This is a genomic window from Enterobacter mori (genome assembly GCF_025244905.1).
GTDB lineage: Bacteria > Pseudomonadota > Gammaproteobacteria > Enterobacterales > Enterobacteriaceae > Enterobacter > Enterobacter mori_A.
On the sequence record NZ_CP104285.1, the window covers coordinates 1,987,794 to 2,013,747 of the forward strand.

A 25,954-nucleotide genomic window follows, 5' to 3' on the forward strand; every position below is an offset into this window, starting at 1 on the left:
TGCTGAGTGCATTCAAATTTTTTGCAGGCAGAACATGTGGTCAGATTATTCTCTTGAAGTTGTCGATGCTGTTGCCCGTAACGGCAGTTTCACCGGTGCCGCGCAGGAGTTACACCGCGTACCCTCGGCCATCAGTTACACCGTGCGTCAGCTGGAAGAGTGGCTGGCGGTTCCGCTGTTCGAGCGGCGTCATCGCGACGTGGAATTAACGCCCGCAGGCGCGTGGTTTTTAAAGGAAGGGCGTTCTGTCATCAAAAAAATGCAGATCACCCGCGAGCAGTGTCAGCAGATCGCTAACGGCTGGCGAGGCCATCTCTCCATCGCGGTGGACAATATCGTCAAGCCGGAACGGACCCGGCAAATGATCGTGGATTTCTATCGTCATTTTTCTGATGTCGAACTACGTGTCTCCCAGGAGGTGTTCAACGGCGTCTGGGATGCGCTGGCGGATGGCAGGGTGGAGATGGCGATTGGGGCAACGCAGGCGATCCCCGTCGGGGGACGCTATGCGTTTCGCGATATGGGGATGCTGAGCTGGACCTGCGTTGTCGCCAGCGATCATCCGCTGGCGGCAATGGAAGGCCCTCTCAGCGATGACACGCTGCGCAACTGGCCGTCGCTGGTGCTGGAAGATACCTCGCGCTCGCTGCCCAAGCGCATCACCTGGCTCCTGGACAACCAGCGTCGCGTGGTGGCTCCTGACTGGGAATCGTCGGCAACCTGTCTTTCTGCGGGGCTGTGCGTGGCGATGGTGCCCGTTCACTTCGCGCGACCGCGCATCGATACCGGGGAGTGGAAAGCGCTGACGCTGGAAAATCCGTTCCCGGATGCGGCCTGCTGTCTGACCTGGCAGCAAAACGACGTATCGCCTGCGATGGCCTGGCTGCTGGATTATCTGGGAGACAGTGAAACCTTGAATCGGGAGTGGCTACGGGAGCCAGCATAACTGGCCCCCGGAATGCGATTAACGGCGATAGTCGCGGAACGGACCGTCCGCCACGGAGCGGCGCTCGATGAGGCGCGGGTGAACTTCAATCGACTGGGATTCTTCACGCTTGTTGACGATCCTGTCCATCAGCATGTTGAAAGCCGTTTCGCCCAGCGAGTCTTTTGGCTGGTGAATGGTGGTCAGCGCCGGGGTGAAGAAGCGCGCGTTACGCACGTTGTCATACCCGATCACGGAAATATCCTGCGGCACCCGCAGGCCCAGCTCGTCGGCGGCGCAGAGCGCGCCCATCGCCATAATATCGCCGCCACAGAAAACAGCCGTCGGGCGATGCGGTTGGGAGACAATCTGTTGCATTGCACGGTAACCCGATTCCGGCTCAAAGTCGCCCTGAACAATCCAGTTTTCCGGCACGGTGATCAGCGCCTCTTCCATTGCCTTCATAAACCCGGCCAGACGGCCCGCACCGGTGTTGCGTTCCAGCGGACCCGGGATCACGCCAATCTCGCGGTGACCGCGTTCGATCAGATAACGACCGGCCATATAGCCGCCTTCAAAGGCATTATCGATAACGGAATCGGTGAAGTCGGCGCGCGCTTCACCCCAGTCCATGACCACCATCGGAATGTGGCGATACTCTTCCAGCATGGACAGCACGGATTCCGGGTACTCGGAACACATTACCAGCAGGCCATCGACGCGCTTTTGCGCCATCATCGACAGGTAGGCGCGCTGCTTCTCGATGCTGTTCCACGCGTTGCCCAGAATCAGGGTATAGCCTTTCTGGAAGCAGTTTTTCTCAACCGCTTCGATGATCTCGGCAAAATAGGCCGCTTCACTGCTGGTTGCCAGCAAGCCAATCGACTTGGTGTGATTCACCTTCAGGCTGCGCGCAACCGCACTTGGGGAGTAATGTAACTCCTTGATCGCCGCCCAGACGGCGTTGCGCGTCTCTTCCGCGACGAAGCGGGTTTTGTTAATTACATGTGATACGGTTGTAGTGGAAACGTTTGCGCGTTTTGCTACGTCTTTTATTGTTGCCATTCAATGTCACTCCAGACCATATCCTAAACTCCTGAAAAACTTGAAGGTAAACGTTTGCCTTCTCTCACCCTTATTACGCAATCTTGAGTTGCGACACGCCGGGAAAACGACACAGGACGTCAGGAGGGGATCAATGGCCGGTACGCTAATAAATTTAGCGTGGAATTTTGTCCTATCTTGATGAAAAGGGGAAGAGCTAAAGTGGATATCAGTTTAAATCCAGGAAGATTTTTGACGTAAACTATGTAAAAATGAGCAAACTCACTTTTCGTGGGGTGATTAAAAGGAGAAAAATTGATGAGTTCCGATCTGAAGTTTTCGCTGGTGACCACCTTTATCGTGCTGGCATTGATTGTTGCCGGTGGTTTGACGGCTGCGCTGCACTGATTTACGCGGGGGGAGAGTCCTCTCCCTCCTCATTTTCTTCCGATTGTTACCTCTCTGGCAAAAATCTTTTGCCAAAATGTTAACTTCTCAAATTTTGTGATTGATGTCATGCTTTTGACTTCTTAGTTCTGTGTCGCGTGATGACACGGCATCCGGAGTTGACTCATGAAAATCAATTTTCCTCTGCTGGCCCTGGCGATTGGCGCCTTTGGGATTGGCACTACTGAATTCTCCCCGATGGGGTTACTGCCTGTTATCGCACGGGGCGTGGACGTCTCTATTCCTGCGGCCGGGATGTTAATCAGCGCCTATGCCATCGGCGTGATGGTCGGGGCCCCACTGATGACGCTGCTGCTGTCGCACCGCGCGCGTCGCAATGCGCTGATATTTCTGATGGCGATCTTTACGCTGGGCAACGTGCTCTCCGCAATTGCGCCGGATTACACCACTTTGATGCTGTCGCGTATTCTGACCAGCCTGAACCACGGCGCATTTTTCGGTCTGGGCTCGGTTGTTGCGGCAAGTGTGGTTCCGAAGCACAAGCAGGCCAGCGCGGTGGCGACCATGTTTATGGGGCTGACTATCGCCAACATAGGCGGTGTGCCTGCGGCCACCTGGCTGGGTGAAGTGATTGGCTGGCGAATGTCTTTCCTGGCGACAGCAGGGCTGGGCGTGGTGGCGATGGTGGCGCTGTTCTTCTCCTTACCGAAAGGGAGCGCCGGTGAACGTCCTGACGTACGTAAAGAGCTGTCGGTGCTGATGCGTCCTCAGGTGCTTTCCGCGCTGCTGACCACGGTGCTGGGGGCCGGTGCGATGTTTACCCTCTACACCTATATCTCACCGGTGCTGCACGATATCACCCACGCGACGCCGATCTTTATTACCGCGATGCTGGTGCTGATTGGCGTGGGGTTCTCTATCGGAAACTATCTGGGCGGGAAACTGGCCGATCGTTCGGTGAGCGGTACGTTGAAAGGCTTTTTAACCCTGCTGATTGTCATCATGATTGCGATCCCGTGGCTGGCACGCAACGAATGGGGTGCTGCGATCGCGATGGTCGTGTGGGGCGCTGCCACCTTTGCCGTGGTACCCCCGCTTCAGATGAGGGTGATGCGTGTCGCCCATGAAGCGCCAGGTCTCTCTTCTTCCGTGAATATCGGTGCGTTTAACCTGGGTAACGCGCTGGGGGCGGCAGCGGGCGGGGCGGTGATTTCCGGTGGTCTGGGATACAGTTTTGTGCCGGTAATGGGGGCAATTATTGCCGCTCTCGGCCTGCTGTTAGTGCTGATGTCCGGTCGTAAACAGCCAGAAGCCGCCTGCGCGGCGGAATAAGCAAAAGCGCAGAAGGGTGAACCCTTCTGCGTTCTCTTACGCGGCGAAGTTCTTCGCCACAAAGTCCCAGTTAGCCAGTGCCCAGAAGTGCTCCAGATAGTTAGGACGCGCGTTACGGTAATCAATGTAGTAAGCGTGTTCCCATACGTCCACGGTCATCAGCGGTTTAGCGCTGGTGGTCAGCGGGGTGCCCGCATTAGAGGTGGAAACGATAGCCAGTTTTCCATCCGCTTCTTTTACCAGCCACGTCCAGCCGGAACCGAAGTTTTTGATGGCCGCATCGGTAAACTTCGCTTTGAAGTCCGCGAAGCTGCCAAAAGCGGCGTTAATGGCGGTCGCCAGTTCACCGGTAGGTTCACCACCGGCATTTGGCGCCAGGCAGTGCCAGTAGAAGGTGTGGTTCCACACTTGAGCCGCGTTGTTGAACACGCCACCTTCTGAGCTACGGACGATCTCTTCCAGCGTTTTGCCTTCGAAATCGGTACCTTTGATCAGGTTGTTCAGATTGGTGACATAGGTTTGATGATGTTTGCCGTAATGGTACTCCAGCGTTTCCGCAGAAATGTGTGGCGCCAGGGCGTCTTTTGCATACGGTAGTGCAGGTAATTCGAACGACATTGCTTCTCTCCTTATTTTATTTGTATGTTGCCAATAACCCTACAGACAACAGGGAAAGGATAGCAAATTGAAAGGGTATGCAAAAGAGGAACTTACCCTGCCACGCGTGCGGCAGGGCAGGGGTTAGCGAATGGTTTTTGGCGTCATCACACGGCGCGCGCCAACGTAATGGCGCACCCAGTAGTCTTCACTGAGAGAGGTAATCTGGATGTCCTGGCCGCTGCGCGGTGACTGAATGAATTTTCCGTTACCGACATAGACCCCGACATGGTCAGCCGTGCCGCGTCCCTGGGTACGGAAGAACACGAGGTCACCGTTCTCCAGTTCACCACGATTGACCGGTGCGGCGTCGCGCAGGTGGTACATTTCATTTGCGGTACGCGGAATACGGAATTTCACCAGGTCTTTATAAGCGTAATAGACCAGGCCACTGCAATCGAAACCCGTTCGCGGAGAAGTGCCACCCCAGTGATAGGGTTTACCAATTTGCCCCATTAATTTATTCATCGCCGTTTTTTGCGCTTTCTGCATACGGACTTTATGCACTTCGGCTAATTTCGTGACTTTCGTGCACTTCGCTTTGTGACCTTTACGCGTAGTGCATTTTTCTGTTACGAGGCTGGCGGCCGTTTGCGAGGCTTTACGTCGGGTAGAATGTGCGGTGTGGGCTGGGGCTGTTTTCGTCTTGCTGGAGGCGGTCTTTTTGGTCGTTGTGGGTGTTTTTTTCTTTACGGTCTTGCTGGTGGTTTTTTTCTTACGTTCTGTGGACTTAACCAGATGCGTTTTTTGTACAGCAGAATGCCGCGCCTGTTCAGAGGCGTTCGCCGCTGGCGTGAAAGTGAGTGATGTAAACAGTAAAGCACAGAGCGTGATCGAGATTTTATTTATCCGCGCCACTGGGCAGTCCCCTGATTAATGCAGGCCATCAATAATACCCGCGTATGATTTACAAAGCCTGTCGATTCTAATCCATAAAAACCCGAGAAGTTAATAGCATTTTTCATTCTAAAATCATGTTTCGTTAGCAAGTGCAAAAAAATTCATCGTTCTGTCGCACTATTGTTCACTCCCTAAGCAAAACCGTACTGCAAACAGGGATAAGCGTCATTTGCAATGCATCTTTTAGCGTTAACCGTTAAAATAGTAAGACGTGACAAAAATGTTATTTTCCGATGTCTGTCTGAACCGCTACAATGTCAGACGAATGCCGTAACAGAAGTTAAAGGAAGCAAGACATGAGCACCACTATTGAAAAAATTCAGCAACAAATCGCTGAAAACCCGATTCTCCTGTACATGAAAGGTTCTCCGAAGCTGCCAAGCTGCGGTTTCTCCGCACAAGCGGTTCAGGCGTTATCTGCCTGTGGTGAGCGTTTTGCTTACGTTGATATCCTGCAGAACCCGGACATCCGCGCTGAGCTGCCAAAATACGCAAACTGGCCGACTTTCCCGCAGCTGTGGGTTGACGGTGAGCTGGTGGGCGGTTGCGACATCCTGATCGAAATGTATCAGCGTGGCGAACTGCAGCAGCTGATCAAAGAGACGGCGGCGAAATACAAAACCGAAGAACCAGACGCAGAGTAAGTTTTCTGCCTAAAGACAAAAAGCGACCTGTCGAGGTCGCTTTTTTTTTGTCGGGTGGCGCTGCGCTTACCCGACCTATGATTGAATATCGGCCTCATCGCCCATCGGCAGCGGCCAGCCGCCCAGACGTTTCCAGCGGTTAACAATTTCACAAAACAGTTCTGCCGTGCGCTCCGTATCGTAGAGCGCCGAGTGCGCCTGCGTGCCGTCAAACTCAATCCCTGCCGTGATGCAGGCTTTGGACAGCACCGTTTGGCCCAGCGCCAGACCGCTTAGTGCTGCGGTGTCAAACGTCACAAACGGATGGAACGGGTTGCGTTTCAGCGAGGCGCGCTCTGCGGCGGCCATGGTAAAGCTGTGATCGAACGTCGCATTGTGGGCCACCATAATGGCGCGGCTACAGTCATTCTCTTTCATGCCTTTGCGCACCATTTTAAAAATGGCGTGCAGCGCGTCATATTCACTGACCGCGCCACGTAGCGGGTTTTTCGGATCGATACCGTTAAAGGCCAGCGCCTCTGGCTGCAGGTTTGCCCCTTCGAAAGGTTCAACATGGAAATGCAGCGTGGTGTCCGGTGTAAGCCAGCCCTGTTCATCCATCTTCAGCGTGATGGCGGCAATTTCAAGCAGCGCATCGGTTTTAGCGTTAAATCCGGCTGTTTCTACATCAATGACAACGGGATAAAAACCACGAAAACGGTCGCACAGACCGGTAAATTGAGCGTTATCGGACATCAGGGTCTCTTACAAGGGGAAAAAAGCAGTGCGCATTATGGCAAATTTTGAGAGGGGATGCAGTAAAACTACGGGCGCATAGTGCGCCCTGCGGGATCAGTTGCCCAGACCGCGGCCAGCGTCTTTGGCTTCGATCAGTTCGATTTTATAACCGTCGGGATCTTCAACAAACGCAATCACGGTGGTGCCGCCTTTTACCGGGCCCGCTTCACGCGTAACGTTGCCGCCGTTGCTGCGGATGCGCTCACAGGCTTCCGCTGCGTTGTCCACTTCCAGCGCGATATGACCGTATGCGGTGCCCAGCTCATAGCTGTCCACGTCCCAGTTATAGGTCAGCTCGATTACGGCTTCATCGGATTCCGGGCCGTAACCCACGAACGCCAGCGAATATTTGTATTCAGGATTTTCGCTGGTGCGCAGCAGCGTCATGCCCAGAACCTTAGTGTAGAAATCGATGGAACGTTGCAGGTCGCCAACGCGCAGCATGGTGTGAAGTAGGCGCATAATTTCCTCATTAACCAATAGAATGGAATATTTTTTTGAACAGAAACGATGTTTTAGTATAGCGGCGAAATGTCGCCGCTATCAATGCACAATGGGGGATTAGAGCGAAGGGTAGTCGGTATAGCCTTCCGCGCCGCCGCCGTAGAAGCTTTCAGGGCGCTGGGGGTTCAGCTCCGCTTTCTTCTGCAGACGGGCAACCAGATCCGGGTTCGCAATAAAGTCACGGCCAAACGCGACTGCGTCGATCAGGCCTTTGCCGATCAGATCTTCCGCTTTTTCTGGGGTATACGCACCCGCACCGATGATCACGCCGTGAAAACGCTCGCGCACTTTCTGCCGGAAGGCTTCTGTGTAAGGCTGGCCGCCTGCCCAGTCCGGCTCGGACATGTGCAGATAAGCAATACCGCGTTTCGCCAGCTCTTCAATCAGATACAGCGCGTCCGCTTCTTCGTTCGGGCCGTTGTCGACGTTCTGGAAAGAGCCAATAGGGGAGACGCGAATGCCAATACGGTCTGCGCTCCACTCTTTACAAACCGCATCCACCACTTCCAGGACCAGACGCGCGCGATTTTCAACGCTGCCGCCGTACTGGTCCGTGCGGTGGTTAGAGGACGGTGACAGGAACTGGTGCAGCAGGTAACCGTGTGCAGAGTGCAGCTCAACCAGGTCGAAACCGGCTTCACGGGCGTTCGCCACGGCCTGACGGAAATCGTTCACAATGCCAGGGATCTCGTTCAGCTCCAGCGCACGCGGCATGGAAGTATCGACGCGAATTGCATTGCCGTTTTCATCGCGCAGGGACGTTCGGGTATTTGCGCTCAGGGCAGAAGCGGACACCGGAGCCTGACCGCCAGGCTGGATGCTGCTGTGCGAGATACGGCCTGTGTGCCACAGTTGAACCGCAATGCGGCCATCTTCTGCGTGCACGCCTGCGGTGATTTTCTTCCACGCGGCAATCTGTTCCGGGCTGTGCAGACCTGGCGCACCGGCATAGCCTTTCGCCTGGGCAGAAATCTGCGTGGCTTCAGAGATGATAAGCCCTGAGCTTGCGCGCTGACGGTAATATTCACCCATCAGAGGCGTTGGAATGTCACCCGGCTCGATGCTGCGAAGACGGGTCAGCGGGGCCATAAACACACGGTTTGGCGCGGTAACAGCGCCCACTTTCAGTGGGGTAAATAACTTTTCAGCGGACATAACGACTCCTGAGTAGACCAGTCGACTAGTAATGACGTAAATAAAAACGCCTGCTAAGCGCCAGGCGCAGTAATACTGCTTTTTACATGTGCCAGCGCGCTTTCGAGCGGCACGGCACTGCGAGAAATCTTGGCCTGCAGGTTGGCCCCTAACCAGAGGGAGTACAAAACCTGAGCCTGTGTTAGCGGGTCGCCGGGGAAGGCGAGCGTGTTTTCATCACGCCCCTTCGCCAGCGCCTGCGCGAGCAGGGCGATAACCCCACTGGCACCTTTATCCATCGCCGCGCGCATATCTTCGGAGAGATCGCACACTTCTGCAGAGAGTTTTACCGTCAGGCAACCGCTGATGATGCCCTGCTGACAGAACTGCGTCAGCGTTTCCTGATAGTAGTTCAGAACCCGATCCCGGTAGTTACCTGCACCGCTGGCGAAGTGGGTGGCAAGACGCTGATGGTAGCTGGCGTAGTGCCGCTCCAGCATGGCCACGCCGAAGGCTTCTTTGGAGCGAAAGTAGTGATAAAACGACCCCTTCGGCACCTCAGCGGTTTTCAGTAACTCACTCAACCCCATACCGGTAAACCCGCGGTGCATGCAAAGACGCTCGCCGGTTGCCAGTAAATGTTCGCGTGTATCGTGTTCAGTGTGTCTGCTCATGGGTGCACTCTAATAGACCGCTCGGTCTAATGCAAGCTTGCTTAGTGACGACATGGCGACAAAATATCCATCTGTTGCTGATAAACCGTTGATTTCACGTCCATCATACCCAGTACGGTGGCGAACAAATTGTCCTGCGATACCGCATCTTTTGCTGCATGGTCACGCAAACACTGCTCGTTGACGCCATAATTTTTCACGTAGTCAGGGGAGAGCCAGAACATAAAGGGAATATGCGTTTGCTGCTCTGGCGCCAGCATGTACGGCGTACCGTGCAGATAAATCCCGCTTTCACCCAGTGATTCACCGTGATCGGAAAGATAAATCAGCGCCGTGTTCATGTTGGTCTGACGGGCTTTTAAGGCGTCAATCGTTCTACTGACCACACTGTCGGTATAGAGGATGGTGTTGTCATAGGTGTTCATCAGCGCCTGATGATCGCAGTCCTGTATTTCATTGGTATCACAGGTTGGCGTAAATTTTCGGAAGCTGTCCGGATAGCGTTTGTTATACGCCGGACCGTGACTGCCCATCAGATGGATAACCAATACCGTGTCTTGCTTCAGACCGTCCAGCACATTATCCAGACGATAGAGATTCACATCATCAATGCAGGTTTTGTCTTTGCAGAATTGATCCAGTTTCCACTGCGTCATATCTGTGTGCGGCACACGGTCGCAGGCACCTTTACAGCCGCCGTCGTTATCACGCCACAGCAGATTGACACCAGCATGGTTAAGCACGTCGAGCAGACCTTCCTGGTGACGCGCGAGGTCAGCATCGTATGTTTTCCGGGTCATGCCGGAAAACATACAAGGGACAGAAACGGCGGTTTCGGTACCACAGGACGAGGCCTGCGGGAAGTTAATGACGTCTTGCTTTTTCAGTTCCGGGTTAGTTTCGCGCCCGTAGCCGTTGAGCGAGTAGTTTGCCGCGCGTGAGGCTTCACCGACGACCAGCACCAGCACGGTTTTCTTTTGCTGCCCGGCAATCAGTGGGCCTTTATGGGCATCTTCACCGATGCGTACCAGCGTTTGGTCGCCCGCAAACCAGCGCATTTTGCTGTACTTCACGACGGCGCTGACGTAGTTCGCCGGAGTGACCATTTTGACAATGCTTTTATTATTGCGAAACAGCGAGGCGTAATCTTTATAAAAGACGGCAGCCACCAGAATAATGACCAGAAGTGCCCCCAGCATTGCGGCAAAGCGCATAAGGAGGGCATACCACCATTTCCCGGTACGGATCCGCGTCAGTGCAAGTATGACGGAAGGGACAATACCGGCAACGGCAATCCACAGGATCATCTGTGGCGTGAGCAGTGCCGTAGCTTCCTGGGAATTGGTTTCAAACACGTTCACAATCATGTTCTGATCGATAACCGCGCCGTAGGTATACATAAAGTAGGTCGCGGCAGCGCATCCGATGGTCAGGACAATCAGCAGCGGCTTACGAATAAAAGGAATATTTAGCAGGCTAAAGACAATTACCCAGCCGCAAAACAGCACCAGGGGTACGGAAGCGGCGAAGAGGATGTCGTGCAGATGTGCAGGGGCGATAATGGCCCAGCTGCGCTGAATAAAAAGTGCATTTAGCGCAGTAAAGAATAGCGCACAACCCAGAGTGAATTTAATATCGTTACAGTGTAACTTTTTTGAAAACCACATCATAAGCAAACCATTCGTTATAGTGATGCGGCGAGTATAGAGAGGGAAGATTAGTGAAACCTTAATGCCACAAAACGGTGGTAAATCTCTTGCACAGTAGGCGCATAACGTCTTCACTGTAAGTGATGGTCGGTTTGTGGAGGTGAGTGTGGCAGAGCAACTGGAATTTTTCCCCATCCAGAGCCCGTGCCGGGGGATTTGTCAGGTTGATGAACGCGGCTATTGCCGTGGGTGCATGCGTACCCGTGACGAGCGGTTTAACTGGCAAAACTTTAGCGATACACAAAAGCAGGACGTGCTTCGCCTCTGCCGACAGCGTTTGCTGCGCAAAATTCGCGCAAACAAAGCGGGGGAAACCGAAGAACCCCAGCAACCTTCACTGTTTTAACACGGTAATTGCGTATACTCATGACATCACGTTCTTGAGGAAAATGTTATGGTTCAGCGTATTACCCTTGCCCCGCAGGGGCCAGAGTTCTCCCGTTTTGTCATGGGCTACTGGCGTTTGATGGACTGGAATATGTCCCCGCTTCAGCTGGCGAGCTTTATTGAAGAGCATCTCGATTTAGGGATCACCACCGTCGATCATGCCGACATTTATGGCGGCTATCAGTGTGAAGCCGCCTTCGGTGAGGCGCTAAAGCTGGTGCCAGCCCTGCGTCAGCGGATGGAGATCGTCACCAAGTGCGGTATCGCCACCACCGCGAAACCTGAAAACGCGCTCGGCCACTACATTACCGACAGCGCACACATTATAAAGAGCGCCGAGCAATCTCTGGTGAATCTGGCAACCGATCATATCGATCTGCTGCTGATCCATCGTCCTGACCCATTGATGGATGCCGATGAGGTGGCGGAAGCGTTTCTGAATCTGCACCAGAGTGGAAAAGTCCGTCATTTTGGCGTGTCGAACTTCACCCCGGCGCAGTTTGCGCTTATGCAATCCCGTCTGCCGTTTACCCTGGCCACTAATCAGGTCGAGATTTCTCCGGTACACCAGCCTCTGCTGCTGGATGGTACGCTCGATCAGCTGCAGCAGCTGCGCATTCGTCCTATGGCGTGGTCGTGCCTGGGCGGCGGTCGTTTGTTCAATGACGATGAATTCCAGCCCCTGCGTGACGAGCTGGAAACCGTTGCCCGCGAACTGAATGCCGAAAGCATTGAGCAGGTGGTCTATGCGTGGATCCTGCGTCTGCCGTCTAAGCCACTGCCGATTATCGGTTCGGGTAAAATTGAGCGTGTGCGGTCCGCGTTGGCGGCCGAAGAGCTGAATATGACCCGTCAGCAGTGGTTCCGCATCCGCAAGGCCGCACTGGGCTACGACGTGCCATAAACCGCCCTAAGGTGACTTTCCGGTGAAATCTTTGCCTCTGGTATACACTTAAGGGGCAAAAAATAACCAGCGGAGGTCATATGAAGCGTTTTGCTCTGGCATTGGTCACGCTGGTTGTTTGCGCAGGGGCGCAGGCAGCCAGCGACGAAGTAGAAATGAATCTCGTCACCTCTCAGGGGGTAGGTCAGTCCATCGGTACGGTGAAGATCACGGAGACCGATAAAGGGCTGGAGTTCGCCCCCAACCTCAAAGCACTTCCTCCCGGTGAACATGGTTTCCATGTCCATGCTAAAGGCAGCTGTCAGCCCGCGTTAAAAGAAGGCAAACCGTCGGCGGCGGAAGCAGCAGGGGGCCACCTCGATCCGCAGCATTCCGGCAAGCATGAAGGCCCGGAGGGAATGGGGCATTTAGGCGATTTGCCTGTGCTGGTGGTGAACAATGACGGTAAAGCCACGGAGCCGGTTGTGGCGCCTCGTCTGAAAAAGCTGGACGAGGTGAAAGGGAAAGCGCTGATGATCCATGTCGGCGGCGACAATATGTCCGATCAGCCTAAACCACTTGGCGGCGGCGGGGCACGCTATGCCTGTGGCGTGATCTGATCCCCAATCGTCCCCGGTGACGGTGCCTGTTCCAGCTGCGACAGCGAGCAGTGCAGGCGCCAGATTATCGAGGCCAAATCACGAGCAGCAGGTTGGTGATGCCGCGCAAGGGTATCGCAGATCCGCTGCAGTTCAGCCAGCGTGGTTACCAGCGGGCGCTGCTGGACACCGCGCTCGCTCATCACATCGCGTAGCAGGGAAAGGCAGACATCACGCACCTGTGACAGCGGATCGGAACGCGTTTCCCACGCACGAAGCTGCCAGACAACGTGTGAGCAGTTCAGCAGCACCACGCCCCAGCGTAACAGCCAGCGGCGGGAAAGAGAGTCCTGGCTATTATTGAGCTGGCTGACATGATGATAGACCAGCGATTCATACTCGCTTTCACGCAGATGCGGTTTACGGCTAAGCTGGTCGACAAATCCCCGTCTTAGTTCACGGATATGTCTACGGCTTTTACGCGCATCAGAACCCGGCCGCAGTACGGCGAACGCCAGCCACGCCAGACCCACACCGAGGATCTTCGCCAGATTGTCATTGAGAAAGTCGGCGTAATCGTAAACCGGGGGATTCGTCACGGAGATAAACGAGCCCATAAAGACAATCAGCTGTCCCCAGAGGCCCGCCAGTTTTGGCATTTGCAGCTTCAGAAGCTGCATGGTGGTTAACAGCGGGAACAGGAACAGCAGGAACTGCCACAGGTCGCTAATCTGAACCATCAATCCGAACTTCACCACAAAGCTGAATAGCGACAGCAACAGCAGCGTGCGTAACAGTAACGTAAGCGAGTTAAACGGTGACGCGGCAACGGAATAGAGCACGCAGCTGATGGCGGCAAGCGTCAGGGCCGCAGAGCCGGATCCCCACTGCGTGGTGATGCTCCACGCGCCAACGAGGGTGAGGGCGCAAAAGGTGCGAAAACCGCTCCACAGCGCTTCCATATAGTCGGTGTGGCGCGCCAGCGCCGGGCTACTGGGAACGGTGAATTCCGTTATTGGACTGGCATTCTCAACCGCGTTGATCCAGCGACTGCTTCGCAGATACAGCCGACAAAAATAGTTCAGGCGCTGCCAGAAAGCGCGGTGACGGTAATCGTACTCATCGACGGGGGCGAGCGGGGCGATGATCCTTGCCACGGTGTAGATGTCCGTTTCCGGGCGGGCGAGGGCCGCAAGCAAGGTATCAATGACGGCGCGCGTGTTGGCAGGCGGCGTGGGCCAGTTGAGCAGCATTCGACGCAGGCTGGAGATAGCGCTGGTCATCCGCAACTGCTGATGCAGCAAATAGTTGAGCAGTTTGTTCTGCCGACGAAAGCGGTAGTGGCTCCAGAAGGCCTGAATGCGCAGCAGATTCATGGTCAGGATCTGACCGATGACCTTTTCGTGTGCCAGACGGATTTCATCGTTAGTATCTGGCTGCCAGAGAAGGCTTGCATGCTCCAGTAAGCGGGCATGCATGGTCTTCAGGGCGGTGATAAGCGCTGTACCGTCGGAGGTACTGGGCAGGATCATCATCATAAACCCACCGCTAAGAATGCCGACAATCACTTCACAGACGCGCGCCTGGGCGATGTCCCATAGCTCGGTGGTGTCGAGTACATTCACCACGGGAAAGGCAATAATGGCGGCGGTATAACCCGCCAGCTGAAATGCGTAGGCAACGTTATTGGTAAAATGCGCGCAGGCCCAGGTACAAAACCCCAGCCAGGCCGCCATGCTCAGTAAAAAGAGCCACGGATCGTTTAGCGTATGCCCCGCAATGATTAACGCAGCGGTGGCTCCCAGCAGGCTTCCGGCCACGCGCCCCAGACTTTTACTGATGACCCCACCGACGGTCGGGAAGCTCACCACCGCCGCAGAGGTCATTGCCCAATATGGCTCATCCAGATTCAGGTAATAGGCGACGGTCAGCGCAAGGCACATGGCAATGCCGTTTCGCAGCGCGTAACGCCACTGAGGGCGCGATGCTTTTACCCACGGTAGGTTTTGCCAGGAGAGCACCCGCAGGTTCATCAGCGCGTTCCGATAGAAACAGTACAGGTCGTGCCTGAGACCAGCGTGAGACTCTGGGGCAGGTTATCAAACTCTACGCGTACCGGAACGCGCTGTGCCAGACGAACCCACGGAACGTTCGGCTTAATGTCCGGCACCAGCCCTGAATCCGTTTCAACGCTTTGATCGTAAATGGCCCGGCCAATGCTGGAAACGTGACCCTGTAACCTGTTCGAACCGCTGTAGAGGGTGATGGTTGCAGGCGCACCTTCCTGAATATGTCGAAGCTTGGTCTCTTCAAAATAGCCTACGACATAAAAAGAGTGGCTGTCGACTAAGGCAAAAACGGGTTGCCCGGTAGTGGCATAGTTCCCCACGCGGGCGGAGAGGTTGGTCACCCATCCATCGACCGGTGCTTCCACCACCGTTTGCGTTAACGCCCACTGCGCCTGCTTGAGCGTAGCTTCCGCCACGTTAACGCTGGCTTGCATAGCCTTAACGTTGATGTTGGCAGTGTCTAAATCTTCGGCAGAAATATAGTTTTGCGACAAATGCCGACGGCGGGTCGCTTCGTTATTGGCTTTCGCGAGATCGGACTGCGCTTTAGCCAGCTGTGCCTGGGCGTTCAGAATCGCAATGTGGTAAGGGGTGTCGTCAATTCGGAATAAAACGTCTCCCTTTTTGACGAACTGATTATCCTTAACCAACAGCGTCGTGATGCTTCCCGACACCTGAGGAGTAATGCTGACCTGCTCAGCGCGAATTTTACCGTCACGGGTCCATGGGGACTGCATATAAAAATTCCACATCCACCAGCCCGCAACCAGTGCGAGGGCAAGAACGAAGAGGGTGGAAAAGTATTTTAGCGTTTTCAGTGACATATTTACCACGCAGTCAAAACGGCAAGGCCCAGGCATACGGAAAGGGCAAACAGGGAAAGATCCATCAGCATGGGATGCCAGATTTCGCCGGAGTACATCCAGTCGCGAAGCAGACGATGCGCGATGAGCCACAGTATAAAGCCCACCAGAACGGCCTTAAACAGGGGAGGAAAGTAGACTGACGCACCGAAGATCAGGTCCTGAAGGGGTAGACCCTCTGAGGGATGAAAAAACGTCACGGGCAGAAATCCTTTGCAGTGAACAGAATGCCGCGTTGGCTTGTCTTAGTATGATGAAGCATCACAATTCAGTGTAAGTCATACTTATAAGTTCGATGAATGCAGTATTGCATTTGTTTTGGCAATACAAATGCTGCACACTATTCTAAAATCAGTATAATAACTTAGCAAGCTAATTATAAGGAGATGAAATTGGAATCGCCACTAGGTTCTGATCTGGCAAGGTTGGTACGCGTCTGGCGTGCTCTGATTGACCATCGCCTGAAACCTCTGGAATTGACACAGACGCATTGGGTTACGCTGCATAACATTCATCAGCTACCGCCCGAGCAGTCGCAAATTCAACTGGCAAAAGCGATCGGTATTGAGCAACCGTCACTGGTGCGCACGCTCGATCAGCTGGAAGAGAAAGGACTCATCTCTCGGCAAACCTGTGCCAGCGATCGTCGCGCGAAGCGGATTAAACTGACGGAAAAAGCGGCGCCTATCATTACTGAGATGGAAGCCGTTATCAGTAAAACGCGAGGTGAAATACTGTCCGGTGTATCACCTGAAGAACTGGAAATGCTCATCAGCCTTATTGGACGCCTTGAGCAAAACATCCATGAGTTGCAGTCACGCGACTGAGAAGTAAAAAAGGCCTTGCATGAGCAAGGCCTTTCTCTTTTTTACTGGAAAATTACCACGCGGTTTCGGCCAGTCTCTTTGGCCTCGTACATTGCCTTATCCGCACTTTCTACACACTTCTCGGCGGTTATGTCCGGCGATATTGCCGTGAAGACGCCCATACTGATCGTAATCGGCTCGGGCAGTTGCCCCTCACTGCTGGCTTTATCAAAGCTGCTTAACTTTATGCGGATGCGTTCAGCGACCAGGAGTGCCTCTTCTGAGGAGGTATTTTCCAGCATCAGGACAAACTCCTCGCCGCCGATACGTGCCGCGATATCTTGCGGTCGCACGGAATCCATCAGCAGGTTAGAGACAAACTGCAGCACTTTGTCGCCCTGCAAGTGGCCGTAGTTGTCGTTGATGCGTTTGAAACGATCGAGATCGCTGACAATCACCGAAACCGGACGACTGGTTTTGGCGATAGCCAGCGCCTGATTTAACGAATCATAAAAATAACTGCGGTTATAGAGACGCGTTAGCGGATCGCGAATCGAGTTCTGATAAGACTGCTGATACTTTAAATGTGATTCACGATACAGATTGAAGACATCGTAAAGCAGTACAAAAATAATAAGCAGCGTAGCGATAGTTTCAAATAAACGGGCGCGATACCAGGAAATATCTTCTGCATGCCCCCCCACTAACAGCATTGACAGCGTGACCACATAACAGACGCAGAGGAAATTTCCCCCTACCCAGAAAAGGTTGCGTATGCGCGTAATAAACATCAGCGTTGCTAATGTCACAATCCACAGGACGATTAATGAAATATTAATGCACTGGCTCCAGAGAACCATAAACTGGCGGGTTTCATTATCCACCAGGTCAATTGATAACAAATCTGAATGACTTGAATAGACCCAGGCCAGAGACACGGCAAAAAAAGTAAAGACAAATAACCCGCTAATAATGGACACATGCGCCAGTCGTGGCAGAGGCCGACTGCGCGTGGTATAGAGTAATGCCGAGACGATGATAAGTACCGCCATTAACAAATGGCGGAACATGTAGTAAATCATCGCATCGTTATAGTTGACGACATTGAACTGATAGAGATCCAGCCAGGCCGGGAAACTCGACAGCGTGCCAATCATCAACAGTGCCGAACCGGCAAAGGCGAAAGCGATCGCAACCAGATACAACCGTTTCTTGTCACACCAGTATTTCATTACCATAAAACAGGCAATAAACAGGTGAAATACCAGCAAGAAAATGGTGAGCGTAGGGAACAAAAGGGGGGAAAAGGACGGAACCCATTCCACCAGTTTAAGAAACAAACCTTGTAATATTCCAATGACAATCACACAACCGAAACAGAACGAGATATAACGGCGTTTTACAGAACGACTCATCGCAAGCATATATGTTTTCAATAAAATGAGAAAAGCTTAAAAAGGGAACTGAGGTGACTCTAATCTATTAATTGAAAAAATACTTTGCGCAGAAACAATATACGGTGGAATTAATAATCAAGGGGGTGAATATATTGTTCTAATATATTCACTGAAGTGATGTGTGATATAAAGGGATGTGGCTTAAGGCCACATCCGCTTTTAGATTAACGTGGGGAAACAGTCACCTGACGTCCATTGCTTGCCAGAACAACGCGCTGGCCTGCAGAGAAGCGGGTGCTGCCTTGTTTCTGTACAACCATGATAGTGCTGCCGTCGTCTTTACGGATTTCCAGTTCCACGCCCTGGGTTTTGTTCATTGCACCCTGAACGCCCTGACCTGCGACACCACCGGCAACGGCGCCTGCTGCTGTCGCCAGCGAACGGCCCGTACCACCGCCTACGGTGTTACCGAGGAAGCCGCCCAGAACCGCACCGCCGATAGCACCCATAACGTTGTTTTCATCGCCACCCTGAATTTGAACAGGACGCGCATTAACAATGGTACCGTAAGTCACGTTCTGAACTTGTTTAGCCTCAGAAGCGCTATAGACGTCGCCAGAAAGTGAACTGTCATTCACACAACCAGCGAGTGTTAAACCAATCAGCGAAACGCCCAGTACACGTAAAATCATTTGAATCTCCTGTTCACCCAAAACGCCCGGTTCGGGCATCCATTATGGCTAAATTATATGGCATAACGGGCCATACTTCATATCTTTGCACTAACTATCAGAAAATTGTACTTGAATATGGCTTAACGGAAGATAAACGGACTTCCCGGGTGCCACCTGTCTGACATTGTTAAAAAATATTATCTCCGCATAGCAAAGCACCGCTGTTTATGGTGGAGTGGTTATCCTTAGCCCACTCAACGTAAGGAAAGCGCATGAAATCGGGTCGCTATATCGGTGTGATGTCTGGAACCAGTCTTGACGGTGTAGATGTCGTTCTGGCCGCCATTGATGAAAACATGGTGGCGCAGCAGGCGAGTCTGACCTGGCCTATCCCCGTTTCGCTCAAAGAAGACATTTTGAGCATTTGCCAGGGTCAACAACTGACGCTTTCGCAGCTGGGACAGCTCGATGTGCGGCTGGGGGCGCTGTTTGCAGAGGCTGTTTTAGCCCTGATGCGAAAAGAGAATCTGCAACCGCAGGATGTGGTCGCCATTGGTTGTCACGGTCAGACCGTCTGGCATGAACCCACCGGCAACGCGCCGCACACCTTGCAAATTGGTGATAACAATCAGATTGTGGCAAAAACAGGGGTCACCGTGGTGGGGGATTTTCGTCGTCGCGATATTGCACTCGGCGGGCAGGGGGCGCCGCTGGTGCCAGCGTTCCATCAGGCGTTGCTGGCGCATCCGGTTGAGCGCCGTATGGTGCTTAACATCGGCGGGATTGCAAACCTGTCGATGCTGATCCCCGGTCAGCCCGTGCGCGGGTACGATACGGGTCCGGGCAATATGCTGATGGATGCCTGGATCTGGCGTCAGTGCGGAAAGCCCTATGATAAAGACGCGGAGTGGGCCAGCGAAGGCAAAGTCATTCTTCCGCTGCTGCAGTCTATGCTAAGCGATCCCTGGTTTGCGCTGCCTGCGCCGAAGAGTACGGGGCGCGAGTATTTCAACTACGGCTGGCTTGAACGCCAACTGGCGCAGTTCCCTGCGCTGGCGCCACAGGATGTTCAGGCCACGCTGACCGAATTGACCGCTGTGTCGATATCGGAACAGGTTCTCCTCAGCGGAGGGTGCGAACGCCTGCTGGTGTGTGGCGGAGGGAGCCGAAATCCGCTGGTGATGGCGCGTCTGGCGGGGCTACTGCCGGGTACTGAAGTCACCACAACGGATGAAGCCGGGATCAGCGGTGATGATATGGAAGCGCTGGCCTTCGCCTGGCTTGCCTGGCGTACCGTTGCCGGTTTGCCAGGTAATTTACCTTCTGTCACCGGCGCGCGGGAGGCAAGCGTCCTTGGGGCTATTTTCCCGGCCAATCCGCGTCATAATCAGAGTTAACTGAAATTCAGCGCGGCGTGTCGTCGTTAGAATGGAACGAAACAGGAGGGCAGCCATGCCCTCCAGGACCAGGAAAGTCTTCGGAATACGCCCATGAAAAAACTTCTTCTTATTGCCGCGCCTTTATTGCTGTCAGGATGCAGCGTCTATAACCAGTTCCTTGAGCGCATGCAGACCGATACGCTGGAGTATCGCTGCGATGAAAAGCCGCTGACCGTGAAGCTGAATAACCCGCGTCAGGAAGCCAGTTTTGTTTACGACAACAAACTGCTGACCCTGAAACAGGGGATGTCGGCTTCCGGGGCACGTTATACCGACGGTATTTACGTGTTCTGGTCGAAAGGTGACAGTGCAACGGTCTACAAACGTGACCGTATTGTGCTGAACAATTGTCAGCTCGAAAATCCGAAGCGTTGAGATTTTTACAGGGGCGGCGCACAATAGCGCCTCCCATTCTCAATGTCAGCTAACGCCATGTCAGATAACGACGAACTGCAGCAAATTGCGCATCTGCGCCGTGAATACACCAAAGGCGGCCTGCGTCGCCAGGATCTTCCCGCTGAACCCCTTGTGCTTTTCGAACGCTGGCTGAAACAGGCCTGCGAAGCGAAACTCGCCGACCCCACCGCCATGGTTGTCGCGACGGTTGATGAAAATGGTCAACCGTATCAGCGCATCGTATTGCTCAAGCATTATGACGAGAAAGGGCTGGTGTTTTATACCAACCTGGGCAGCCGCAAAGCGCACCACCTGGAAAACAATCCTCGCATCAGCCTGCTGTTTCCGTGGCACATGCTGGAGCGTCAGGTGATGGTGACCGGCAAAGCGGAGCGTCTTTCTACGCTTGAAGTAGTGAAGTATTTCCACAGCCGCCCGCGCGACAGCCAGATTGGCGCCTGGGTTTCAAAACAGTCCAGCCGTATTTCTGCCCGCGGCGTGCTGGAAAGCAAATTCCTCGAACTCAAACAGAAGTTCCAGCAGGGTGAAGTGCCTCTGCCAAGCTTCTGGGGCGGTTTCCGCATCCCCATTGAGCAGATGGAATTCTGGCAGGGGGGCGAGCACCGCCTGCACGACCGCTTTTTATACCAGCGCGACAATGGCGGCTGGAAAATCGACAGACTGGCACCGTAATCCCCGAAATTTGTTGATTTAAGCGCTAGCGCACACCGCGCTTGCGCTTTATTCTATGGTCCTTTCGCATCAGGCGAAAAGTCGTGTACCGGCAAAGGTGCAGTCGTTTATACATGGAGAATTTGATGGCAAGCAGTAACTTGATTAAACAATTGCAAGAGCGGGGCCTCGTGGCCCAGGTGACGGACGAGGAAGCGTTAGCAGAGCGACTGGCGCAAGGCCCGATCGCGCTCTATTGCGGCTTCGATCCCACCGCTGACAGCTTGCATTTGGGGCATCTTGTTCCATTGTTATGCCTGAAACGCTTCCAGATGGCGGGGCACAAGCCTGTTGCTCTGGTGGGCGGCGCGACCGGTCTGATTGGTGACCCAAGCTTCAAAGCCGCTGAGCGTAAACTGAACACCGAAGACACCGTGCAGGAGTGGGTGGATAAAATCCGCAAACAGGTGGCACCGTTCCTCGACTTCAACTGTGGCGATAACGCCGCGATTGCCGCGAACAACTACGACTGGTTTGGTGGCATGAACGTGCTGACCTTCCTGCGCGACATCGGCAAGCACTTCTCTGTTAACCAGATGATTAACAAAGAAGCCGTGAAGCAGCGCCTGAACCGTGACGACCAGGGTATTTCCTTTACCGAGTTTTCGTACAACCTGCTACAGGGCTATGACTTTGCCTGTCTGAACAAACTGCACGGCGTGTCCCTGCAGATTGGCGGTTCTGACCAGTGGGGGAACATCACCTCCGGTATCGATCTGACCCGCCGCCTGCATCAGAATCAGGTCTTCGGTCTGACCGTCCCGCTGATCACCAAAGCCGACGGCACCAAGTTCGGTAAGACCGAAGGCGGCGCGGTATGGCTCGATCCGAAGAAAACCAGCCCGTACAAATTCTACCAGTTCTGGATCAACACGGCGGATGCCGATGTTTACCGCTTCCTGAAGTTCTTCACCTTCATGGATATTGAAGAGATCAACGCGCTGGAAGAAGAAGATAAGAACAGCGGTAAAGCGCCACGCGCGCAGTACGTGCTGGCGGATGAAGTGACCAAGCTGGTTCACGGCGAAGAAGGTTTGGCGGCAGCGAAACGCATTACCGCTAGCCTGTTCAACGGTACCCTGAGCGATCTGAGCGAAGCGGACTTCGAACAGCTGGCGCAGGACGGCGTGCCAATGGTTGAGATGGAGAAAGGGGCTGACCTGATGCAGGCGCTGGTGGACTCTGAGCTGCAGCCGTCCCGCGGCCAGGCGCGTAAAACCATCGCCTCTAACGCCATCACCATCAACGGTGAGAAGCAGGCTGACCCGGAATACACCTTCGTTGACGGCGATCGTCTGTACGGACGTTACACGCTGCTGCGTCGCGGTAAGAAAAATTACTGTCTGGTCTGCTGGAAGTAATTAAAAGTACACAGGGGCGTGGGAAACCACGCCCCTTTTGTTTTTACAGGGTTTGGTAAGAAAAAATGAACAACATCCTCGCCATCCAGTCCCACGTTGTTTTTGGGCATGCTGGCAACAGCGCAGCGGAATTCCCGATGCGCCGCCTCGGTGCCAACGTCTGGCCCCTCAATACCGTACAGTTCTCGAACCACACGCAATATGGTAAATGGACCGGCTGCGTGATGCCGCCATCGCATCTGACGGAGGTTGTGCAGGGTATTGCCGAAATCGACCAGCTTAAGCGCTGTGACGCCGTACTGAGCGGCTATCTGGGCTCTGCAGAGCAGGGCGAACACATCCTGGGGATAGTTCGTCAGGTGAAAGCGGCGAATCCGGCGGCAAAGTATTTTTGCGATCCGGTCATGGGCCACCCAGAAAAGGGCTGTATTGTCGCGCCCGGCGTGGCGGAGTTCCACGTCCGCCACGCGCTCCCAGCAAGCGATATTATTGCGCCAAACCTGGTCGAGCTTGAAATCCTCTGCGAGCATCCGGTCAACAGCGTAGAAGAGGCTGTAAGCGCCTCTCGCGAGCTAATTGCTCAGGGACCTGAGATTGTCCTGGTTAAGCATCTTGCGCGTGCAGGCCTGAGCCAGGACCGTTTTGAGATGCTGCTGGTCACCAAAGACGAAGCGTGGCACATCAGCCGTCCGCTGGTGGATTTTGGCACGCGTCAGCCGGTTGGGGTGGGTGATGTCACCAGCGGGTTGCTGCTGGTGAAATTGCTACAGGGCGCGGCCCTGCGCGATGCGCTGGAGCACGTGACCGCAGCGGTGTACGAAATTATGCTTGCGACGAAAAATATGCAGGAATATGAATTACAGGTGGTCGCAGCGCAGGATCGTATCGCGAAGCCGGAGCACTATTTCAGCGCAACCCAATTGTAAGAGCAGGGATATTGTAGGCCGGGTAAGCGCAGCGCCACCCGGCAATACAGAGCGCTCGGATTAATTCAACCCTTCCGCTTTCAGCGCCGCCGCGACAGCAGGGCGTGCCGCTACGCGTTCCATATACGACGTAATATGATCTAACCCTTCCAGGTTCAGCTTAACCGCGCGCGCCCAGCGCAGAACGGTAAACAAATACGCATCAGCAATGGTGAAACGTGCGCCGCAGATCCACTGATCGTCTTTCAGTGATTCATTAACGTACTGCATTTTTTTCTCAAGCAACGCACGTACGGTCGGTTTGTACTCTTCCGGGGTATCCGGGCGGAACAGCGGCGTAAAGCCTTTGTGCAGCTCGGTTGCGATGTAGTTAAGCCACTCAAGGGTTTTATAGCGAGAGATACTGCCTGTTGGTGCCAGCAGCTGACGATCCGGCACGTTGTCGGCCAGGTACTGCATAATCGCCACGCCTTCGGTCAGCAGCGTACCGTCATCCAGCAGCAGAGCCGGAACTTGTCCTTTCGGGTTGATCGCAAAAAAATCATCGCCGTTTTCGAGGCGCTTTTTCATCAGGTCAACGCCGTCCAGCGTGAAATCTTTGCCGCTCTCGCGAAGAGTGATATGGGAAGCAAGAGAACAGGCGCCCGGTTTGTAGAACAGTTTCATCGGTAACTCCTTTTTGCTGAGGTTTCAGCTATGTTAGTGCGCGTTCGGATAAAAAAAAAGCCGCTAATGCTTTAGCGGCTTCTTTCCATTCAGTCGTTTCCCGATGACACTACGCGGTAGCGGTTTCGGTCGCTTTAGACGTTTTGTCGTCGTCCTGAGTCATGCGATTCAGCTTAGGCGCGGTCAGCAACATCAGCGCAGCGATAACCGCCGTGGCGATGCCGATCTGCAGGAAGACAGTACCGTAAACGTTCAGGGAAAGCAGGGGATCGGTAACATTTTCCGGCACCGCCATCAGGTTAGCAATCTTACCTGCAATGATTGCCGCACCCGCAGTGGTCAGGAACCAGCTACCCATGATGAAGCCCATCAGACGCTGTGGCACCAGCTGTGCAACCATTGCCAGGCCCAGACCGGAGATCATCAGCTCACCGATGGACTGCAGGGCGTAGCTCAGGATCAGCCAGTTAACGGAGACGATACCCGCATCAGACGCAAATTTCGTTCCCAGCGGCAGCACCAGGAAGGCGCAAGAACACAGCACCATGCCCACGGCGAACTTGTGCGGCATTGGCAGACGGTCGCCCATCTTGTTATAGATAGCGGCCAGAATCGGGGAACCAATCATGATCCAGAACGGGTTCAGGGCCTGGAACTGCTCAGGTTCAAACGCGATACCGAGGATGGAATGTTCAACGTTACGGATAGCGAAGAAGTTCAGGGAGGTCGGCATCTGGCTGTACAGCACGAAGAAGATAATCGCTTCCAGCATCAGGATGAACGCGACAATCATCTTACGACGTGCAGCGCCCTGCATGGCGAAGGCTTCTTTAGCAAAGATGCAGACGATACCCAGCGCAACCACGCCCAGAACCGCACGTGCAACGCCCTGGTTGTGCAGCAGCCAGGTGGCGATTGCGGCGAGAACGACAACGCCTACGATAGTGGCCAGCAGTTTACCCATGTGAACCGGTTCGAAGTCTGGCTTAGAACCATAGTCTTTAACCCAGCTGCGGCAGAACAGGAAGTTCACAACGGTGATCAGCATACCCACGAAGCTCAGCGCAAAGGCCACGCTCCAGCCGAATTTCGCTGCCAGCCATGGTGTTGCCAGCATGGAGAAGAATGAGCCAATGTTGATGGACATGTAGTACATGGTAAATGCACCATCCAAACGTGGGTCATCTTTGTTGTAGCAGGTAGAGAGCAGGGAGGATGGGTTCGCTTTGAACAGACCGTTACCGACAGCAATCGTTGCCATGCCCATATAGACCACAGCCGCATCGTGTCCAGACCATGCAACCAGACCATAACCAATCGCCAGGACAATGGCGCCCAGCATAATGACGCGTTTGGTGCCGAGGACTTTGTCACCCAGCCAGCCGCCGATAGCAACCAGACCGTACACCAGAGCACTGAAGGAGGAGAACAGCGTGATGGAATCCGCTTCGGACATACCCAGTTGTTTGACCAGGTAAACCGCCATGATCCCTTGCAGGCCGTAATAACCAAAACGCTCCCATAGCTCGATAGAGAAGATGAGATAGAACGCTTTCGGCTGTTTAAAAGCGTTAAGACTCACGCTTTCATTTGTTGGTTTATTGTTTGCAGTAGACACATATACCTCTTTTTTTACATCCCATATTAACGGGGGTGTTCATAGCGTGATGACCGTAGTCCATCCGCTTTATAGTTATATTGGGAGGGGAAACGGCGGGTAATGTTCACTATCCTGACCCATCTGGCAATATGTTTGAAATACTCTGTTACATTTAACTGGGGTGGTATAATCCACGGGTCACGCAAATGTTATTCAGCGTTAAATTTCATCCGTTGCGTTTTACTGGTTTTTTTCACTACCCAAAACCCCTTTTTCGCCCGCAATGGCGATATGTTCTGCTATTTGGCCTTTAATGTAGTGATATAGCCCATAATCCGAAAAATGACTGGTCTTATATGCGGTAAATGAACGATTAATTCTTGTCGGGCAATGGTTTTGCGAGGGGTTTGACAACAAAAATCCAACATGACGTTATCAGAGTGATCTT

Annotated in this window: 28 protein-coding genes; 13 read left to right on the forward strand and 15 right to left on the reverse strand. The window is 53.8% G+C overall.

The window, feature by feature from the left end:
• Positions 1-34 precede the first annotated feature (34 nt).
• Entirely contained in the window at positions 35-946 is a 912-nt protein-coding gene (punR, locus tag N2K86_RS09490) for a DNA-binding transcriptional activator PunR (protein WP_260661283.1), read from the forward strand.
• Positions 947-964: 18 nt separating this feature from the next.
• Here punR and purR read toward each other — a convergent pair whose 3' ends face one another.
• The gene (gene purR, locus N2K86_RS09495; RefSeq protein ID WP_010430302.1) at positions 965-1,990 is read right to left on the reverse strand and encodes an HTH-type transcriptional repressor PurR; all 1,026 of its coding nucleotides are present in this window, start codon (positions 1,988-1,990) and stop codon (positions 965-967) included.
• Positions 1,991-2,287: 297 nt separating this feature from the next.
• Here purR and cydH point away from each other — a divergent pair, with 297 nt between their 5' ends.
• Complete coding sequence (gene cydH, locus N2K86_RS09500) at positions 2,288-2,377, forward strand: cytochrome bd-I oxidase subunit CydH (RefSeq protein WP_042717882.1); 90 nt, start codon at positions 2,288-2,290, stop codon at positions 2,375-2,377.
• Between the two features lie 165 nt (positions 2,378-2,542).
• Entirely contained in the window at positions 2,543-3,709 is a 1,167-nt protein-coding gene (locus N2K86_RS09505) for an MFS transporter (protein WP_010430305.1), read from the forward strand.
• Positions 3,710-3,745: 36 nt separating this feature from the next.
• Here the strand turns inward: N2K86_RS09505 and sodB are convergent, their stop codons facing one another.
• Together sodB and N2K86_RS09515 are read right to left on the reverse strand one after the other, a co-directional pair.
• The gene (sodB, locus tag N2K86_RS09510; protein ID WP_260661284.1) at positions 3,746-4,327 is read right to left on the reverse strand and encodes a superoxide dismutase [Fe]; all 582 of its coding nucleotides are present in this window, start codon (positions 4,325-4,327) and stop codon (positions 3,746-3,748) included.
• A gap of 123 nt (positions 4,328-4,450) precedes the next feature.
• Positions 4,451-5,224 carry a C40 family peptidase gene (locus tag N2K86_RS09515; protein ID WP_260661285.1) on the reverse strand — a complete coding sequence of 258 codons (774 nt, stop codon included), beginning with the start codon at positions 5,222-5,224 and terminating at the stop codon, positions 4,451-4,453.
• Between the two features lie 338 nt (positions 5,225-5,562).
• Between N2K86_RS09515 and grxD the strand changes: the two genes are divergently transcribed.
• Positions 5,563-5,910: a monothiol glutaredoxin 4 gene (gene grxD / locus N2K86_RS09520; protein ID WP_010430312.1), complete on the forward strand. Its 348-nt coding sequence runs from the start codon at positions 5,563-5,565 to the stop codon at positions 5,908-5,910.
• A gap of 75 nt (positions 5,911-5,985) precedes the next feature.
• On the opposite strand, the gene rnt is transcribed toward grxD, so the two are convergent.
• The 5 genes from rnt to eptA all read right to left on the reverse strand — a co-directional run bounded on the left by rnt (position 5,986) and on the right by eptA (position 10,666).
• On the reverse strand, positions 5,986-6,645 hold the full coding sequence (rnt, locus tag N2K86_RS09525) for a ribonuclease T (protein ID WP_260661286.1): 660 nt from the start codon (positions 6,643-6,645) through the stop codon (positions 5,986-5,988).
• A gap of 96 nt (positions 6,646-6,741) precedes the next feature.
• Positions 6,742-7,149, reverse strand: coding sequence for a lactoylglutathione lyase (gene gloA / locus N2K86_RS09530; RefSeq protein WP_260661287.1), 408 nt, complete (start codon positions 7,147-7,149; stop codon positions 6,742-6,744).
• A 99-nt stretch (positions 7,150-7,248) separates the two neighbouring features.
• The gene (locus N2K86_RS09535) at positions 7,249-8,346 is read right to left on the reverse strand and encodes an alkene reductase (protein ID WP_010430318.1); all 1,098 of its coding nucleotides are present in this window, start codon (positions 8,344-8,346) and stop codon (positions 7,249-7,251) included.
• A gap of 53 nt (positions 8,347-8,399) precedes the next feature.
• Positions 8,400-8,999 (reverse strand): TetR/AcrR family transcriptional regulator, encoded by a 600-nt coding sequence (locus N2K86_RS09540; protein WP_260661288.1) that lies wholly within the window; start codon positions 8,997-8,999, stop codon positions 8,400-8,402.
• 41 nt (positions 9,000-9,040) lie between these two features.
• Complete coding sequence (gene eptA / locus N2K86_RS09545) at positions 9,041-10,666, reverse strand: phosphoethanolamine transferase EptA (protein WP_260661658.1); 1,626 nt, start codon at positions 10,664-10,666, stop codon at positions 9,041-9,043.
• A gap of 148 nt (positions 10,667-10,814) precedes the next feature.
• Here eptA and N2K86_RS09550 point away from each other — a divergent pair, with 148 nt between their 5' ends.
• The 3 genes from N2K86_RS09550 to sodC all read left to right on the forward strand — a co-directional run bounded on the left by N2K86_RS09550 (position 10,815) and on the right by sodC (position 12,598).
• A complete protein-coding gene (locus N2K86_RS09550; RefSeq protein ID WP_010430327.1) occupies positions 10,815-11,054 on the forward strand; it encodes a DUF1289 domain-containing protein in 240 nt (79 codons plus the stop codon).
• Between the two features lie 48 nt (positions 11,055-11,102).
• A complete protein-coding gene (locus N2K86_RS09555) occupies positions 11,103-11,999 on the forward strand; it encodes an aldo/keto reductase (RefSeq protein ID WP_260661289.1) in 897 nt (298 codons plus the stop codon).
• Between the two features lie 80 nt (positions 12,000-12,079).
• The gene (gene sodC, locus N2K86_RS09560) at positions 12,080-12,598 is read left to right on the forward strand and encodes a superoxide dismutase [Cu-Zn] SodC (RefSeq protein ID WP_094917650.1); all 519 of its coding nucleotides are present in this window, start codon (positions 12,080-12,082) and stop codon (positions 12,596-12,598) included.
• Here sodC and N2K86_RS09565 read toward each other — a convergent pair.
• Genes N2K86_RS09565 through N2K86_RS09575 form a run of 3 tightly spaced genes read right to left on the reverse strand, consistent with a single transcriptional unit; the run spans position 12,577 to position 15,709 of the window.
• Positions 12,577-14,610, reverse strand: a complete 2,034-nt coding sequence (locus N2K86_RS09565; protein WP_260661290.1) for an FUSC family protein — start codon at positions 14,608-14,610, stop codon at positions 12,577-12,579. The genes sodC and N2K86_RS09565 overlap by 22 nt on opposite strands.
• The gene (locus N2K86_RS09570; RefSeq protein WP_260661291.1) at positions 14,610-15,470 is read right to left on the reverse strand and encodes an efflux RND transporter periplasmic adaptor subunit; all 861 of its coding nucleotides are present in this window, start codon (positions 15,468-15,470) and stop codon (positions 14,610-14,612) included. Before N2K86_RS09570 ends, N2K86_RS09565 begins: the two co-directional genes overlap by 1 nt.
• A 2-nt stretch (positions 15,471-15,472) precedes the next feature.
• Positions 15,473-15,709, reverse strand: coding sequence for a DUF1656 domain-containing protein (locus tag N2K86_RS09575; RefSeq protein WP_260661293.1), 237 nt, complete (start codon positions 15,707-15,709; stop codon positions 15,473-15,475).
• Between the two features lie 186 nt (positions 15,710-15,895).
• Between N2K86_RS09575 and slyA the strand changes: the two genes are divergently transcribed.
• Positions 15,896-16,336: a transcriptional regulator SlyA gene (gene slyA, locus N2K86_RS09580; RefSeq protein WP_029485052.1), complete on the forward strand. Its 441-nt coding sequence runs from the start codon at positions 15,896-15,898 to the stop codon at positions 16,334-16,336.
• 41 nt (positions 16,337-16,377) lie between these two features.
• On the opposite strand, the gene N2K86_RS09585 is transcribed toward slyA, so the two are convergent.
• Both N2K86_RS09585 and slyB read right to left on the reverse strand, forming a co-directional pair.
• Positions 16,378-17,739 (reverse strand): sensor domain-containing diguanylate cyclase, encoded by a 1,362-nt coding sequence (locus N2K86_RS09585; protein WP_260661295.1) that lies wholly within the window; start codon positions 17,737-17,739, stop codon positions 16,378-16,380.
• Between the two features lie 197 nt (positions 17,740-17,936).
• The gene (gene slyB, locus N2K86_RS09590; protein ID WP_216356911.1) at positions 17,937-18,404 is read right to left on the reverse strand and encodes an outer membrane lipoprotein SlyB; all 468 of its coding nucleotides are present in this window, start codon (positions 18,402-18,404) and stop codon (positions 17,937-17,939) included.
• A 254-nt stretch (positions 18,405-18,658) separates the two neighbouring features.
• Between slyB and anmK the strand changes: the two genes are divergently transcribed.
• The 5 genes from anmK to pdxY all read left to right on the forward strand — a co-directional run bounded on the left by anmK (position 18,659) and on the right by pdxY (position 23,240).
• Positions 18,659-19,783, forward strand: a complete 1,125-nt coding sequence (anmK, locus tag N2K86_RS09595; RefSeq protein WP_260661296.1) for an anhydro-N-acetylmuramic acid kinase — start codon at positions 18,659-18,661, stop codon at positions 19,781-19,783.
• A gap of 93 nt (positions 19,784-19,876) precedes the next feature.
• Positions 19,877-20,200: a C-type lysozyme inhibitor gene (gene mliC / locus N2K86_RS09600; RefSeq protein ID WP_221549803.1), complete on the forward strand. Its 324-nt coding sequence runs from the start codon at positions 19,877-19,879 to the stop codon at positions 20,198-20,200.
• A gap of 57 nt (positions 20,201-20,257) precedes the next feature.
• Positions 20,258-20,914: a pyridoxamine 5'-phosphate oxidase gene (gene pdxH, locus N2K86_RS09605; protein WP_003857601.1), complete on the forward strand. Its 657-nt coding sequence runs from the start codon at positions 20,258-20,260 to the stop codon at positions 20,912-20,914.
• A gap of 125 nt (positions 20,915-21,039) precedes the next feature.
• Positions 21,040-22,314: a tyrosine--tRNA ligase gene (gene tyrS / locus N2K86_RS09610; protein ID WP_121423496.1), complete on the forward strand. Its 1,275-nt coding sequence runs from the start codon at positions 21,040-21,042 to the stop codon at positions 22,312-22,314.
• Positions 22,315-22,379: 65 nt separating this feature from the next.
• A complete protein-coding gene (gene pdxY, locus N2K86_RS09615; RefSeq protein WP_260661298.1) occupies positions 22,380-23,240 on the forward strand; it encodes a pyridoxal kinase PdxY in 861 nt (286 codons plus the stop codon).
• Positions 23,241-23,300: 60 nt separating this feature from the next.
• Here pdxY and gstA read toward each other — a convergent pair whose 3' ends face one another.
• Complete coding sequence (gstA, locus tag N2K86_RS09620) at positions 23,301-23,906, reverse strand: glutathione transferase GstA (protein ID WP_260661299.1); 606 nt, start codon at positions 23,904-23,906, stop codon at positions 23,301-23,303.
• A gap of 109 nt (positions 23,907-24,015) precedes the next feature.
• Positions 24,016-25,524 (reverse strand): dipeptide/tripeptide permease DtpA, encoded by a 1,509-nt coding sequence (dtpA, locus tag N2K86_RS09625; protein WP_260661300.1) that lies wholly within the window; start codon positions 25,522-25,524, stop codon positions 24,016-24,018.
• Positions 25,525-25,954: the final 430 nt, after the last annotated feature.